17 protein-coding genes are annotated in these 14,255 nt (G+C 30.2%); 9 read left to right on the top strand and 8 right to left on the bottom strand.

Translation table 11 applies throughout. The annotated features are described in order from the left end of the window. Window positions 1–120: 120 nt before the first annotated feature. The 7 genes from AC0N0V_RS23185 to AC0N0V_RS23215 all read right to left on the bottom strand — a co-directional run bounded on the left by AC0N0V_RS23185 (window position 121) and on the right by AC0N0V_RS23215 (window position 6,967). On the bottom strand, window positions 121–1,119 hold the full coding sequence (locus tag AC0N0V_RS23185; RefSeq protein WP_474461279.1) for a LacI family DNA-binding transcriptional regulator: 999 nt from the start codon (window positions 1,117–1,119) through the stop codon (window positions 121–123). A gap of 176 nt (window positions 1,120–1,295) precedes the next feature. After that, complete coding sequence (gene rbsB / locus AC0N0V_RS23190) at window positions 1,296–2,216, bottom strand: ribose ABC transporter substrate-binding protein RbsB (protein WP_474461281.1); 921 nt, start codon at window positions 2,214–2,216, stop codon at window positions 1,296–1,298. A gap of 42 nt (window positions 2,217–2,258) precedes the next feature. Then, window positions 2,259–3,188 carry an ABC transporter permease subunit gene (locus AC0N0V_RS23195; protein ID WP_474461282.1) on the bottom strand — a complete coding sequence of 310 codons (930 nt, stop codon included), beginning with the start codon at window positions 3,186–3,188 and terminating at the stop codon, window positions 2,259–2,261. A 39-nt stretch (window positions 3,189–3,227) separates the two neighbouring features. Beyond that, entirely contained in the window at window positions 3,228–4,727 is a 1,500-nt protein-coding gene (locus AC0N0V_RS23200; RefSeq protein ID WP_474461283.1) for a sugar ABC transporter ATP-binding protein, read from the bottom strand. Between the two features lie 23 nt (window positions 4,728–4,750). After that, window positions 4,751–5,146 carry a D-ribose pyranase gene (gene rbsD, locus AC0N0V_RS23205; RefSeq protein ID WP_474461284.1) on the bottom strand — a complete coding sequence of 132 codons (396 nt, stop codon included), beginning with the start codon at window positions 5,144–5,146 and terminating at the stop codon, window positions 4,751–4,753. Window positions 5,147–5,149: 3 nt separating this feature from the next. Further along, window positions 5,150–6,082 carry a ribokinase gene (rbsK, locus tag AC0N0V_RS23210; RefSeq protein ID WP_474464626.1) on the bottom strand — a complete coding sequence of 311 codons (933 nt, stop codon included), beginning with the start codon at window positions 6,080–6,082 and terminating at the stop codon, window positions 5,150–5,152. A 336-nt stretch (window positions 6,083–6,418) separates the two neighbouring features. Next, window positions 6,419–6,967 (bottom strand): 2'-5' RNA ligase family protein, encoded by a 549-nt coding sequence (locus AC0N0V_RS23215; RefSeq protein WP_474461286.1) that lies wholly within the window; start codon window positions 6,965–6,967, stop codon window positions 6,419–6,421. 419 nt (window positions 6,968–7,386) lie between these two features. Here AC0N0V_RS23215 and AC0N0V_RS23220 point away from each other — a divergent pair, with 419 nt between their 5' ends. The 6 genes from AC0N0V_RS23220 to rlmH all read left to right on the top strand — a co-directional run bounded on the left by AC0N0V_RS23220 (window position 7,387) and on the right by rlmH (window position 11,390). After that, window positions 7,387–8,649: a UDP-N-acetylglucosamine 1-carboxyvinyltransferase gene (locus AC0N0V_RS23220; protein WP_474461287.1), complete on the top strand. Its 1,263-nt coding sequence runs from the start codon at window positions 7,387–7,389 to the stop codon at window positions 8,647–8,649. A 30-nt stretch (window positions 8,650–8,679) separates the two neighbouring features. Beyond that, window positions 8,680–9,465 carry an MBL fold metallo-hydrolase gene (locus AC0N0V_RS23225; RefSeq protein ID WP_474461289.1) on the top strand — a complete coding sequence of 262 codons (786 nt, stop codon included), beginning with the start codon at window positions 8,680–8,682 and terminating at the stop codon, window positions 9,463–9,465. Window positions 9,466–9,479: 14 nt separating this feature from the next. Continuing rightward, window positions 9,480–10,046, top strand: coding sequence for a GerMN domain-containing protein (locus tag AC0N0V_RS23230; protein WP_474461290.1), 567 nt, complete (start codon window positions 9,480–9,482; stop codon window positions 10,044–10,046). Further along, a complete protein-coding gene (locus tag AC0N0V_RS23235) occupies window positions 10,030–10,206 on the top strand; it encodes a CxxH/CxxC protein (protein WP_474461291.1) in 177 nt (58 codons plus the stop codon). The genes AC0N0V_RS23230 and AC0N0V_RS23235 overlap by 17 nt, the downstream gene beginning before the upstream one ends. 101 nt (window positions 10,207–10,307) lie before the next feature. Then, on the top strand, window positions 10,308–10,811 hold the full coding sequence (locus AC0N0V_RS23240) for an SEC-C metal-binding domain-containing protein (protein WP_474461292.1): 504 nt from the start codon (window positions 10,308–10,310) through the stop codon (window positions 10,809–10,811). Between the two features lie 99 nt (window positions 10,812–10,910). Then, a complete protein-coding gene (rlmH, locus tag AC0N0V_RS23245) occupies window positions 10,911–11,390 on the top strand; it encodes a 23S rRNA (pseudouridine(1915)-N(3))-methyltransferase RlmH (protein ID WP_474461293.1) in 480 nt (159 codons plus the stop codon). A gap of 196 nt (window positions 11,391–11,586) precedes the next feature. On the opposite strand, the gene AC0N0V_RS23250 is transcribed toward rlmH, so the two are convergent. Next, window positions 11,587–12,312, bottom strand: a complete 726-nt coding sequence (locus AC0N0V_RS23250) for a MerR family transcriptional regulator (protein ID WP_474461294.1) — start codon at window positions 12,310–12,312, stop codon at window positions 11,587–11,589. Window positions 12,313–12,481: 169 nt separating this feature from the next. Here AC0N0V_RS23250 and AC0N0V_RS23255 point away from each other — a divergent pair, with 169 nt between their 5' ends. The 3 genes from AC0N0V_RS23255 (at window position 12,482) to AC0N0V_RS23265 (ending at window position 14,193) form a co-directional block, all read left to right on the top strand. Then, window positions 12,482–12,838 (top strand): hypothetical protein, encoded by a 357-nt coding sequence (locus AC0N0V_RS23255; protein ID WP_474461295.1) that lies wholly within the window; start codon window positions 12,482–12,484, stop codon window positions 12,836–12,838. A 56-nt stretch (window positions 12,839–12,894) separates the two neighbouring features. After that, a complete protein-coding gene (locus AC0N0V_RS23260) occupies window positions 12,895–13,281 on the top strand; it encodes a hypothetical protein (RefSeq protein WP_474461296.1) in 387 nt (128 codons plus the stop codon). A gap of 294 nt (window positions 13,282–13,575) precedes the next feature. Then, entirely contained in the window at window positions 13,576–14,193 is a 618-nt protein-coding gene (locus tag AC0N0V_RS23265; protein WP_474461298.1) for a DUF1062 domain-containing protein, read from the top strand. Window positions 14,194–14,255 lie beyond the last annotated feature (62 nt).

The raw sequence follows: 14,255 nt of genomic DNA on the forward strand, positions 1-14,255 counted from the left end.
ATATACACTCCTAAATAATATATAGTTTTTAATAAAGAAGTAGCAACCAAGAATTTATTTTATACTAATTCTTGGTTGCTTTTTTATGCCATAATTATTTTAAACTTTAGTTATTATATTTTAAGTAGTCTTTCTAATTATAAGCTCTGTTTTAAAATAGACTTGCTTTGTATTAGTATGAATCCCATTTATTATGTCTATCAACAGACTGCAAGACTCTCTTCCCATGTTGTAAATTGGCTGAGCTATAGTAGTTAACTCAGGCTCGAAAATCTCAGATATATCTATATTATCAAATCCCATAACCCTTACATCCTCTGGAATTCTAAGTCCTTTTCTAAGCAAAACCTTCATACCACCAAAAGCCATTATATCATTACTATAAAATATAGCATCTATTTGATTTAAGGTTTCTAATATTTTTTCTGTTGCCTTAATTCCACCGTCTATTGTAAAATCCCCTGTGAATATAAGACTTTCATCAAATATTCCGTATTTATTCATAGCATGCTTATACCCTTTTAATCTTTCATTGGAGATTTGAAGACTCTCATGACCTTGTACAAATGCTATTTTTCTATTTCCTTTACTATATAAATACTCTATACCTTGTATAACTCCATCTTCATTCAGTGAATATACCCCATATTCATCTTTATAGCTATCTATATATCTATCTACTAGAACAAAAGGTATGTTATTGCTCTTTATCATTTCCACGCTACTACAGCTCTCTCCCCCTGCTATGAATATAACTCCATCAACTAATTTACTTATAAGAAGCTTAATATACTCTAACTCCTTATCTATTTCATTATCTGTATTGCAAAATATAACATTATATTCAGAAGAGCTTGCACTGTCTTCAATAGCTCTAGCGATAGACGCAAAGAATGGATTTGTAATATCAGGAAGAACTATTCCTATAGTTCTTGTTTTCTTTGTACTTAAACCCCTAGCTAGAGAATTAGGAATATAATTAAGCTCTTCAGCTAATTTCAATATCCTATTCTTTGTTTCTTCACTTATACTTTGATCTCTTTTATTTAATACCATAGAAACTGTTGCTTTAGATACTCCCGCCTTTTTTGCAATATCAAGCATTGTAACTTTTTTCATATTTATCCCTCAATTTTTAATATTGTATGTAATCTATACATCATAAATTATACTTTATACTATAATCCAATGTCACTAGTACACCTAATTTTAGATTTGGAGAATCTGCTTAATTAGCTAAATAATCCTACAAATTTTTTACTTTATAAAATCCAGGGTGTTAACCCTGGATTTTATTATTTCTTTATAAGCTTTAAATCAACTGGAATTTGTTTTTGTACGCTTTCACCTTTTATAACCTTAGCAGCATTTTCAACAGCTAAGCTTCCCATTAAGTCTGGTTGCTGAGCAACTGTAGCTGCCATTTCACCACTTTCAACTGCTTTCTTAGCATCATCATTACCGTCGAATCCTACAACTAAAACCTTCTTGCCCTTTAATGCTTTTACTGCACCTAGTGCCATTTCATCATTGTGAGCAAATATAGCATCGAATTGCGGAGTTGCTTGCATTATGTTTTCCATTACATTTAAGCCTTTTTGTCTATCAAAGTCAGCTGGTTGGCTTGCAACAACCTTAACATCAGCTTTTCCATCAACACCATTGTGGAATCCCTTACCTCTATCTCTTGTAGCAGATGCTCCTGGTATACCTTGAAGTTCAACTATATTAGCCTTACCACCTAGTTTTTCAAGTATAAATGCTGCTGCCATTTCTCCGCCTTTAACATTATCTGAAGCTATGTGAGCTACAACATCTCCCTTATTTGCCTGTCTGTCAACTGTTAAAACTGGTATTTTCTTATCATTTGCAACTCCAATTGAGTTTCCAACTGCATCACTATCTGTTGGATTTATTATAATTGCTGAAACTCCTTGTTGTAAAAGATCCTCAACATTAGATCTTTCCTTAGTTGCATCATTTTGTGAATCTACAACTACTAATTCATAACCTAATTCTTGAGCCTTCTTAGTTGCTCCATCTTTCATTGATACGAAAAATGGATTGTTTAAAGTTGATACAACCATACCTATTTTCTTCTTGTCGCCGCTCTTTTGAGCTCCCTGATCAGCCTTATTGCCGCATCCTGTAAGTCCTGCAATAGCAAGAATTCCTGTTAATGCAACTGATAACATTTTTAAACGTGTTCTTTTCATGATAATAATCCTCCCTTGTTTTATATAAATTTTTAGATTTAACTACTTACTTTTTTTATCCATCATAACCGCCAATAATATAACCAAACCCTTTACTATTAATTGATAGAAAGGTGATACATTCATTAAATTTAGTCCGTTATTTAATACACCAATTATCATAGCACCTATGATTGTACCAATGACAGAGCCCTCTCCACCAGAAAGACTTGTACCTCCAAGAACAACTGCAGCTATTGCATCTAATTCGAAGCCACTTCCCGCATTTGGAGAAGCTGATCCTATTCTACTTGTTACCACAACACCACTTAACGCTGCTGTAACACCAGAAACAACATAAACTAAAGCCTTAATTTTATCTGTATTTATACCTGATAGTCTTGCTGAGTCTTCATTTCCGCCAACTGCAAATACATATCTACCATATCTAGTTTGGTTTAAAACATACCACGCTATTAAAACTACAATTATTATAAGAATTACTGGTAAAGGTATTCCTGCTAACTTTTTATTTCCTATTACCATAAAATCTGGACCTAATCCTGATATCGGAGTTCCTTTAGTATAAACATAAGTTACCCCTCTAAACACAGTCATTGTTGCTAACGTTACTATAAATGCTTGGATTCTTCCCTTTGAAACTAGTATTCCATTGAATAATCCAATTAATCCTCCAATAGCTAAAGCTACAACTAGAACTACACCTATATTCGAGTTACCTTTTGCAAGTACAGCTGCAACAGCTCCTGTTATTGCAAGAGTAGACCCTACTGATAGGTCTATTCCACCGGTTAGAATGACAAAACTCATTCCTACGGCAATTATAGCGTTAACAGAAACCTGAGTAAATACATTTAATATATTTGTAACGCTTAAAAATCTAGGTGTTATAACTGATATTACCAAGCAAAGCAATATTAGTCCTATTAAAGATCTATATTTAAAAAGTAAACTTTTAAAATCTTTTTCCATTTTACACGCCCCTCTACGCTTCATTCTTAGCTAATATAACTATATTCCAACAGCAAACTTCATTATATTTTCCTGAGTAAGCTCATCCCTGGAAAGTTCTCCTGTTATCTTTCCTTCATGCATTACTAAAACTCTATCACTAACTCCAATTACTTCTGCCATATCAGAAGAAATCATTATAACAGCCTTTCCCATACTTTTTAACTCATTCAATACCTCATAAATCTCCTTTTTTGCCCCTACATCTATTCCTTTTGTTGGTTCATCAATAATTAAAACTTTAGGTGAAAGCATAAGCCACTTCGCTAAAATTACTTTTTGTTGGTTTCCTCCACTTAGGTTCTTTATTAATTGTTCTTGATTAGGAGTTTTTATAGAAATTTTCTTTATATATTGCTGAACTTCTTCCTTCTCTGCTTTCTTATTTATTCTCATAGCTTTATTCTCGTAGCTCTGCAGATTAGAAAGAGTCATGTTTTCTCTTACTGACATATTTAGAATTAAACCTTCTTTTTTTCTATCCTCTGAAAGATAACAAATTCCATATTTAATTGCATCCTTAGGGGAATTAATACTTACTTTTCCACCATCTACATAAATCTCACCAGAGCCTTTTTTATAATCACCAAAAATAGTTTTAGCGAGTTCAGTTCTTCCAGCTCCCATAAGTCCTGCAAAACCTACTATTTCGCCGGCCTTTACTTCAAAACTTACATTTCTCACCCTATCTTTCAAAGAAATATTTTCGACTTTTAGAAGACAGTCTGTTTTTTCCACTTCTCTATACGGGAATTGCTCTTCAAGTTTTCTTCCAACCATCATTGTTATTAAATCATCTTTAGTTACATCTTTTGTCTTAACATCTCCAACATATTGACCATCTCTTAAAACTGTTATTGAATCACAAATCTCGAAAATTTCATCAAGTCTGTGAGAAATGTATATAATAGCAATTCCTTTTTCTTTTAATTTTCTAATTACCTCAAATAACTTTCTCGTTTCAACATCAGTAAGAGCTGTCGTAGGTTCATCCATTATGATTATACTTGAATTTTTTGTTAGAGCTTTTGCAATTTCAATCATCTGCATGTCGCCTACATTTATATTCTTTACTAAGGTATCTGGATTTATATTACACCCTATCTGCTCTAGAAAACTTATACTTCTTTCTCTCATCCATGCTTTATTTATCTTTCTCGTTCCCTTATTGAACTTTTCATTCCCTAGGAATATATTTTCAGCTATTGTTAAATTAGGAAGAACACTAAGTTCTTGATGAATAATCGTAACACCTAACTTTTCAGCCTGTTTAATTCCTTGTATATCTACTTCTACACCATCTATTAAAATCTTACCTGAATTCTTTTTATAAACACCACTCAAAATCTTCATTAAAGTAGATTTTCCTGCTCCATTTTCTCCAAGTAATGCTAAGACTTCTCCACTGTGAACCTTCAAGTTCACATCTTGAAGTGCTTTTACACCTGGAAAAGACTTTGATATATTAACCATTTCCAAAAGAGGTTTCTTATCTAACATATCCTTTCCTCCTAAAAATCTTTTTAGAAAACAACTCCTGACCTTAAAATTATGTTAGCATAAGGTGTCTGTTCTCCTGTTCTTATAACTGCCTTACACTCACCTAGTTTTTGTTTAAGTTCCTCATGAGTAATTATTTTTACTTTAACGTCTCCTACCGTCTTCTTTATATCTTCATATACAGTAGGATTAGCCTCCATAGTTTCCTTAGCGATCTCTACTTCTTCTATTTGAAGTTCATTTAGAACAGCTTTTAATGTTTGAATAAATCCAGGTACATCTTTTATAAGCGCTATATCTATTCTTTTAGTGCTATCTGGGATAGGTAACCCACAATCCCCTATTGCAAGTCCATCTGTATGACCCATCTTAGATATGACATCAGAAATACTTGAATTTAGCAATCCTGTCTTCTTCATAATTTATTCCTCTCCATATATTTCTATAATTTCTTCTAAATAAGGCAAGGATGGTTGAGCTCCCTGTTTTTGAACAACAACTGATGAAACCTTATTAGCAAATCTAATAGCATTTTGAATCTTTTCAAATCCTATATTTTCTTCATCTTGAAGTTTACTTACTAATGCACCAATGAAACTATCCCCAGCAGCAGTAGTATCTATTGCCTTTACCTTGTACGCTGGTACAATACTTAGTTTATCCTCTGTTATTAAAGCAGCTCCTCTTTCTCCTAGTGTTATGATTACAAATGATACGCCCTTTTTAATAAATTTTGTTGCTGCTTCTTTAATGCTTTCATCGTTATCAACATTAATGTTAGTAAGCTCAAAAGCTTCAGTTTCATTTGGAACTATAATATCTGTAAGTTTTAATAGTTCATCTGGAATTTGCTTAGCTGGCGCAGGGTTTAATACTGTAATTACCCCGTTTTCTTTGGCAATTTTAAAAGCTTCTATAATAGCTTTTAGCGGTGTTTCAAACTGCGATACAAGGATCTTTGAATTCTTTATTATCCCCTCTGCATTTCTAATACACTCTTCACTAATTTCCATATTAGCACCTGGTACCACTACAATTGAGTTTCTTCCTTCACCATCTACTGTAATAATTGCCATTCCCGTAGGGCTCTTCTCACTACGCTTTATATAACTTACATCTATTTTATCTTTTTCAAGAGCATTAACCAGTTCGTAACCGTTTTCATCATTTCCAACTTGACCTATAAAATAAACATTAGCACCTAACCTTTTAGCCGCTACTGCCTGATTAGCACCTTTTCCACCTGATATCCTCTTATAATCTTTCGATAGGATAGTTTCACCTGGTTGTGCCATCCTATTCACTCTTAATACCAAGTCCATATTTATACTTCCTAAAATACAAATATTATGCATCATCTATTCACCTCATCTTTACTTAACCGGTTTATTTAACCGGTTAAGTACATTTTATATCACCTATTATTGGATGTCAATTAGTTTCCGTAAACTTTTTCAGAGGATAGTAATTGCATCTTTTCCAACAAAATAAAAAAATTCCTACACTAATGAAAAGGTGTAAGAATAATCTAATAATTTCTCAAACTTTATGAACTTTCTCTTTTAATACTATAATATTTTCACAATTAAAGTGATAGACAATCTTGCAAACAGCTAAAATTAGATAGAGTCCAAGCACCATCTAATTTTAGCTTATATAATCCTAAATTTATACTAATATATAATTGGCTATTAAAAATCTCTAAGTGGAAATGTCTTTACAATCATTTCCTTCTTATTATTTATAGGTTTCCATATTTCTATTCTATCTATCTTTGCCATTCTATAAATTTCTTCTCTTTTAGCACTTTCACAAGCTGCTACATACTCTCTTGCGGACCATTCCCTCACAGCATAATTTGTATTTGCAAGTGAAACATGCAAGTCCCAGTTAGCTATACTTTCCCTTACATCAAATCCATGTAACTTTAAGGTGTCGTTAATTTGCCTTGCTAACCTAATAATATAACCTTTATTCTCTACTCTTAAGTTTACAGATTTATAAGGAGGATCAAAGCAAATTGCACCATTAATCTCTACCTTAAATTTTTTATATGGTTTTAATATATCAGAAACTATTTTACTTAGCTTTTCTATATCAGGGTCTCCTATAACCTCTAATGTTATATGTAAAACAGGCATCTGCTTATATATTTTATATTTTTTACATATGCTTTTTTGAATCTCTTCAATATAAGAATAAGATTGTTTATCAAATAAAGCTACTAAATAATATTTCATATTTTAAATCCCCCAAAAATAATAATTATTGTATCAATTATATAATTTAGATATTATTATATCATATTATTATATTAATTATATCAATATATATATTATCAATCACTTAAAGCTATATTCAAGACTTTTAATAAACAAATTGTAATAAGCTTAACCTAAGTTGTTAAATAAAGTCATACTATACCACTTGTGTATAAATATTTAATCGATTTCCATCTAGGTTTATTATGTCGAATAGCTATATAATTCTAATATTAGCCTTAGATTAACAAAAGATAATAGACTTTCCTATAATTTAGTTAAAATTGATGTTAAAATATTATATAATTATGTTATAATAAACTTTGTGTAATAATGTGAATTTAAGATTTTTGAATTTAAATATAAGTTATTAATTTATGATAAGGATGGATACGGGAATGGATAAGTTAGTGATTAATGGTGGTAAATGTCTTTCTGGTAATATAGAAATAAATGGTGCAAAAAACGCCGCTGTAGCAATAATCCCTGCTGCAGTAATGGCAAGCAGTGGATCCTGTACGATAGATAACATACCGGATATTGAGGATGTTCATTGTCTTGAAAGAATACTTGAAGGTTTAGGTTGTAAACTTACTATTGGTAAAAACTCAGTTATAATAGATAGTATTTCTGTACATAATGTTAATGCGAATACTGAAGATGTAAGAAAAATGAGAGCTTCTTATTATTTAATTGGTGCTTTGCTTGGAAGATTTAAAAAAGCTAGAGTTGAACTTCCAGGGGGTTGTCCTATTGGTGTTAGACCTATAGATCAACATATCAAAGGATTTGAGGCGTTAGGTGCAAAAGTTGAAATAAAACATGGTTCTGTAACAGTTGAAGCTGATCGACTAATTGGTACTAACATATTTTTTGATGTAGTAAGTGTAGGATCTACTATTAACGTAATGTTAGCTGCAACACTTGCTGAAGGTATAACCACTTTGGAAAATGTCGCAAAAGAACCTCACGTAGTTGATGTAGCTAATTTTCTAAATAGTATGGGTGCTAATATAAAAGGGGCTGGTACTGATATAATTAGAGTTGTTGGTGTCAAAGAGTTAAAAGGATGTTCCTATAGTGTAATACCAGATCAAATTGAAGCAGGCACTTATATGATTGCTGCTGCTGCTTGTGGCGGTGAAGTAACTATAGAAAATGTTATACCAAAACATCTTGAATCTATTTCTGCAAAGCTTATAGAAATGGGTGCAGAAGTTACTGAAGCTGGTGATTCTGTAACTGTAAAATCTAAAGGTAGATTAAAAGGTGTTAATATAAAAACTCAACCTTATCCTGGCTTTCCAACAGATGTACAACAACCTATGAGCACGCTTTTAACAGTAGCTGAAGGTAGAAGTATTATTACTGAAAGTATATGGGAAAGCAGACTTAAGCATGTAGATGAACTTAAAAAAATGGGCGCTAACGTAAAGGTAGAAGGTACTACAGCCATTATTGACGGAGTAAGTGAGCTTACAGGTGCTGTGGTAAAGGCAACAGACTTAAGAGCTGGTGCGGCTATGGTAATAGCCGGATTAATTGCTGAAGGTACTACAGAGGTCTTAAATATTGAACATATCGATAGAGGATATCCAAATATTGAAGATAAATTTAAGGCTCTTGGCGCTGATATAAAAAGAGTTAGTTGTTCAGAATAGTTTTAACTTAGGAAGAATAGGAGAATTTATATGATTTTTTGTCCTTTATATAGTGGTAGTAGTGGAAATAGCATTTTTGTTTCATCTGATAATGCAAAAGTTTTAATAGATGCTGGTCTTCCTGGGAAGAATATTGAAAAAGCACTTCAAGATATTGGACAAAATTCTAAAGACATTGATGCAATATTTGTTACTCATGAACATACCGATCATACAAAAGGGGTTGGGGTTCTTTCAAGAAAGTATGATATACCTATTTATGCTAACTTACCAACTTGGAATGCAATGTCTAAGACTATTGGCAAAATAAAAGATCATAATATTAAAGTAATTAGTAATGACCATGTAAATATTAAGGATATAGATGTAATTAGATATGATATATCTCATGATGCTGCTGCCCCTTCTGGATATTCCTTAATTAATAAAAACAAAAAAGCTTGTATAGCAACAGACCTGGGTATATTTTCTGATGAGGTGAGTAAAACTCTTGAAGATGCAGATGTAATACTACTTGAAAGTAACCACGACGTACAAATGTTAAAGTTTGGGCCATATCCCTACCCTCTAAAAAGAAGAATTTTAAGTAACGTTGGTCACTTATCTAATGAGGATTGTGGAAAAGGCATCGTCCAAATTACTAATGCTAAGTTTAAGAAAATAATTCTTGGTCACTTGAGTAAGACAAATAACTATCCTGAACTTGCATATCAAACCGTGGTAAATGTATTGAATGATTCTGGAGTTAAATTGGAAAAGGATTTATCTTTATCCATGGCGAAACGAGATATGCCAAGTAATTATATAGAATTTTAAAAAAGGTGAAGAATATGAAAAAAACTTTTGGTCTATTTATCTCTTCCATGATAGTATTTTCTACATTGAACTTAACTGGCTGCGAAAAAAAAGATAACCTAAGTTTGAATACTAAAGAAAAAGAAAAACAAATAGCACTATCAAAAGAAAAAGAAAATACGTTAGATCTGAATATTTATTTCGATTCTTCTAAAGATAATAACAACGCTGAAATTTCTAAAGAAGAAAGAGTTATGAAAAGAGACGAAATACTTGGAGAAACAATAATTAATGAACTTATAAAAGGACCTTCTGTAAAGAGTAACTTAAAACCAGTTTTCTCAAAAGAAGTACGACTGCTAAGCTTATCTATTAAAGACAACATTGCATATGTTAACTTTAGTAAGGAAGCAAATGTAGATATGTCTCCCCTCAAAGCTGAGACATCAATTAAGAGCATTATTTGGTCCTTAACTCAGATTCCTTCAGTTCAAAAAGTTAAAATTTCAGTAGAGAATAAGGATGTAAATATTTTTGGAGGATATTTTGATTTGTCTAAGCCCATAGGAAAGGATGATATGCAAAATGACAAGAGAAAGTAAATATTGTTGTGAAGATCATGTTGATATAGCATTCGATGACTTTTTAGTAGAAACTGAAACCTTTCCTTATCTTGAAAAAATAGAAAATACTAAGTGCAGTTACTGCATCAATAGTGCACAATATGTATTAAAACTAAATATTAATAGTGAGGGACTGTAAAATATAACAAAAATTGTTGAAAAATATTATAAACTTTATTATAATATTGGAAGTAACATATATTGTTAAAATAATAATATATTTTCAAAGGAGAATAAACTATGAGTTTGTATAAAGACTGGACAGATATGGTTGTAGATTTTGTTAAGACAAGAGGAGAAGCTGCTTTTTGGAATGAATATGGTTCTATTGAAAAACATATTTATTCAAAACTTTTAGCTGAACATAATGATACTATAAATGGAACTATAAAGGATTTAGCTGCTAAATATGAAGCAACACCTGTATTCTTTATGGGATTTTTAGATGGTATTAATGATAGTCTTGTTGAATCTTTAGATCTTGAAAACTTAGAAGAGACTTCTGAGATAACTGGTAAAGTAGATTTTGAAAAACTTTACTTTAATATGTTAGATGCTAAAGCTGATTATCTATATGGACTTCCTCAGTGGGATGCTATTTTCTCACCAGAAAAAAGAAAAGAAATCCGCCAAAGCTGGGTTGCTTCTAGAACTGTTGTGAACAAGAACAAGATAGGAAGAAATGACCCTTGTACATGTGGAAGCGGTAAGAAATATAAGCAATGCTGTGGAAAAAACGCTTAACCTAAATAAAAATCCTTACACTATAGTGTAAGGATTTTTTACTTATCATGTAGTAACGAGCTTTAACTAAAAACTTATTAACAAGTTGGAGGTAAATTTATGAACATATCCACAATATGTGTAGGTAAACTTAAAGAAAAATATCTAAAATCAGCTATAGATGAATATTCCAAAAGACTTTCAAGGTACTGTAAATTAGATATCATAGAAGTCTCAGACGAAAAGACACCGGATAATGCTTCCGAAAAAGAAGAACTGTTAATAAAAGAAAAAGAAGGTTTAAATATTTTAAAACATATAAAAGATAATATGTTTGTAGTAGCATTAGACCTTAAAGGTAAAATGCTTTCCTCGGAAGAACTAGCAGACTTTATAAAGGAATCTGGAGTCAAGGGTAATAGTAATATAGCATTTGTAATTGGAGGCTCACTCGGGCTTTCTAACGATGTTTTAAAACGAGCTAATTATAGTCTTTGCTTTTCTAAAATGACATTTCCTCATCAGCTTATGAGGGTTATTTTGTTAGAACAGGTTTATAGAGGCTTTAGAATAATTAATGGAGAACCGTACCACAAATAAATGAGTTTTGTAGTCTTAAATTGGATTGTAAATATATTAGATAATGTATATAAATTTTTTATTAGTTGAAAAAATTACAATATAAATAGAAGATTGTAAGATAATATTAGTTTATTTATGATTATTTAAGTGTCCACAAAACATTTTAATTTTGTGAACACTTAAATAAACGTGATGAGTCTATATATTATAAAAGCTAAGACACGATAATTTCTTTGTTTATTAGCTCTTGAAATGCTACTATTGCTTTTATCATTTCTGAATTAACCTTATCTAAATAAAGTTTAATGTTTTCCACTAAGTTATTAATATTTGACTCATTACATATAAAATTTTCATATTCTTTTTTTAGCAGTTTCATATTATAAAAATTGTATTTTAGTTTTAAGGAGTATTTCAAAGCATGTATAATTAGTGCTTTTCTAACTTCACTTTCACTAAAGAATCTATAATTATTATTCATACCTCTAGTTGAATTAAGTAATTCAATATTTTCCCAATACCGTATTGTTGAACTACTTATATTTGTAATTTCACTCATTTCTTTTATTGTCATTAGTTTTTTAAAATTTACTTTTCTATGAATATTTTCGGTACTTATATATTTCTTTAGAAGTATTTGAACTTTTTCCAATCTTATTTTTTCAGTATATAAATCAGCTTGTGATTTAGTAATCATCCACAATGATTTATCTAGATTGCCTTTCATATATTCCGTTAGTAATTCTTTAATAAAAGACAAAGTATATCCATTTATCATTTTTCGAATACATATAAAATATTGTAAATGAACTCCGGTATATATTCTATATCCAGAATCAGTTCTTTTGACTGGAGGTATGATTTCCATATCCTCATAAACTCTAAGCGTTGAGGTACTTAGATTTAATTTTTTAGCTATATCTATTGGTCTATATTCCATTTTAGCTCCTTTATAAATTGGAAGGTTAAATATATATATAAGGTATACATACTATAAAGCTTAATATTTAGTAGTTTTTTTATGAAAAGTCTATAAATGCATTAATGTTGTATAATTATATTGTAATTATATATTTAAGAGTTAGGAAAGTAAACAAGGAGGAATACATATGAACAAATTAACTAATAAACAAATAGAGGATACCCTAAATATGATTAATTCTTCAATTATTAATTGTGAAAAAATACAACCTAAATTAAAAGAAGGTTCACCACAATTATCACTTAATAAAAATCGTATAAAAGCATTATATATATCAAAGGCATTAATAACAAATCAAATAAATGATTATAAAAAAGAGGAATTACTAAAATCAGTAGCTCAGATTACTTCTATTATTAATAAGAGTAAGAGTGGAATTAGCCATGCAAAAGAAGGAAGTGGAACATATACACGATTTAGAAAAATAATAGATTCAATGACAATTGCATTATCATATATTGAAGAAGCTGTTAAGGAAAGTTAATTGGAAGGATAATATGTACTATTTCAGCTATAGCTAATTCAGCACAAGGACAGGATGTGTATATTTTTATTGGAATTGCAGATGAGGAGAAAGACTTGCAACGTATAAATGAGTTATATAACTCTGGAAATGAAGTTAAATATGGTAAGTATATAGCCGGTATAGATAGAGAAATTAAAAAAATGAAGTGGACAATAGACCAATATATGAGAGCGTTTATTGATAGAATAAGAAATTCTGATATGGATGAACTGTTAAAAACACAAGTAATGTCACAAGTAGATATTATAGAATATATGGGATATTCTATAGTTAAAATTAGAGTGACTAAACAAAATAAATTAACTTTTGTAGGTGATAAAGTTTTTGTGAGACATAATAATGATACAAAGCAATTAACTAATCCTAAAGAGATACTTGCTATGAATGAGGTTTTTAGATAATAAAAAACCTCACTTAATACCGATACGGTGAACCGTATCATAAATAAATGAGATTTTATTGTAAAATAATGAGTCATTATGGTCTTTATCATATTGGCTCATTTTTATTTATGAAATAAGAATGAGGTTTTATGTACTATGTAGAGCTGATAAAATATATGTAGAAAAAAGATTGGAGGAATTGTTTATGATAAGAGATATTTTTAATGCATAGCAGAGGCTATTGCATTATTTTAAAAATATGATGAAATAGCCTTTGCAAATCCTAAAAATTGAATGACTAGGAGGAGCAAAATGAGCTATTTAAATAAATATCAATGGGAACTAGTTCCCGAGAATTTACCAATAGTAAAAAGAAATTGTCCTAAATGTAATCAAAAATCACATTATATAAATAATGAAAAGTTTAGAGTAAACGCAAATAAAAATAACATTGATATTTGGCTAATTTATCAATGCGAAAAATGTAAATCCACTTGGAATATGACAATATGTGAAAGAATAAAGCCTAATGATATTAATAAATATGAATATGAAAAATTTCTTTCTAATGACAAAGAATTAGCTAGAGAATATGCCTTTAATTTAAGTGTATATAATAAAAACAAAGCTGAAGTTATTTTAGAAGATGTACATTACAAATTAATTCAAAGAAAATTAGAGGCATACTATATAAGTGAAAATGAACTAGTTATTGAAATTATTTGTAAGTATCCAATAGAAATGAGAGTGGATAAGCTCTTAAATGATAAACTTGGACTTTCAAGAAGCAAAATAAAAGATATGCATAGAAAAGGAGTAATCTTCATTGATAATGCTAAAAGTTCATTAAATATAAAAGTAAGAGATGGGATGGAGATACATGTTCTGAAGGAAGTAGAGAATATAGAAGTTTTACAAGCTATAATATAAACTGCTTTATCAACATGTATGACTACAATTAAGGCATAGAAGGTTTAGTGCAGAATAATAAA

The organism is Clostridium sp. CS1-1 (genome assembly GCF_056135525.1).

What these genes read in the sequence shown, in the direction of transcription:
- AC0N0V_RS23185 (WP_474461279.1), bottom strand. Translation starts at nt 1,119, where the DNA reads ATGAAAAAAGTTACAATGCTTGATATTGCAAAAAAGGCGGGAGTATCT.
- rbsB (WP_474461281.1), bottom strand. Translation starts at nt 2,216, where the DNA reads ATGAAAAGAACACGTTTAAAAATGTTATCAGTTGCATTAACAGGAATT.
- AC0N0V_RS23195 (WP_474461282.1), bottom strand. Translation starts at nt 3,188, where the DNA reads ATGGAAAAAGATTTTAAAAGTTTACTTTTTAAATATAGATCTTTAATA.
- AC0N0V_RS23200 (WP_474461283.1), bottom strand. Translation starts at nt 4,727, where the DNA reads ATGTTAGATAAGAAACCTCTTTTGGAAATGGTTAATATATCAAAGTCT.
- rbsD (WP_474461284.1), bottom strand. Translation starts at nt 5,146, where the DNA reads ATGAAGAAGACAGGATTGCTAAATTCAAGTATTTCTGATGTCATATCT.
- rbsK (WP_474464626.1), bottom strand. Translation starts at nt 6,082, where the DNA reads ATGCATAATATTTGTATTTTAGGAAGTATAAATATGGACTTGGTATTA.
- AC0N0V_RS23215 (WP_474461286.1), bottom strand. Translation starts at nt 6,967, where the DNA reads ATGAAATATTATTTAGTAGCTTTATTTGATAAACAATCTTATTCTTAT.
- AC0N0V_RS23220 (WP_474461287.1), top strand. Translation starts at nt 7,387, where the DNA reads ATGGATAAGTTAGTGATTAATGGTGGTAAATGTCTTTCTGGTAATATA.
- AC0N0V_RS23225 (WP_474461289.1), top strand. Translation starts at nt 8,680, where the DNA reads ATGATTTTTTGTCCTTTATATAGTGGTAGTAGTGGAAATAGCATTTTT.
- AC0N0V_RS23230 (WP_474461290.1), top strand. Translation starts at nt 9,480, where the DNA reads ATGAAAAAAACTTTTGGTCTATTTATCTCTTCCATGATAGTATTTTCT.
- AC0N0V_RS23235 (WP_474461291.1), top strand. Translation starts at nt 10,030, where the DNA reads ATGACAAGAGAAAGTAAATATTGTTGTGAAGATCATGTTGATATAGCA.
- AC0N0V_RS23240 (WP_474461292.1), top strand. Translation starts at nt 10,308, where the DNA reads ATGAGTTTGTATAAAGACTGGACAGATATGGTTGTAGATTTTGTTAAG.
- rlmH (WP_474461293.1), top strand. Translation starts at nt 10,911, where the DNA reads ATGAACATATCCACAATATGTGTAGGTAAACTTAAAGAAAAATATCTA.
- AC0N0V_RS23250 (WP_474461294.1), bottom strand. Translation starts at nt 12,312, where the DNA reads ATGGAATATAGACCAATAGATATAGCTAAAAAATTAAATCTAAGTACC.
- AC0N0V_RS23255 (WP_474461295.1), top strand. Translation starts at nt 12,482, where the DNA reads ATGAACAAATTAACTAATAAACAAATAGAGGATACCCTAAATATGATT.
- AC0N0V_RS23265 (WP_474461298.1), top strand. Translation starts at nt 13,576, where the DNA reads ATGAGCTATTTAAATAAATATCAATGGGAACTAGTTCCCGAGAATTTA.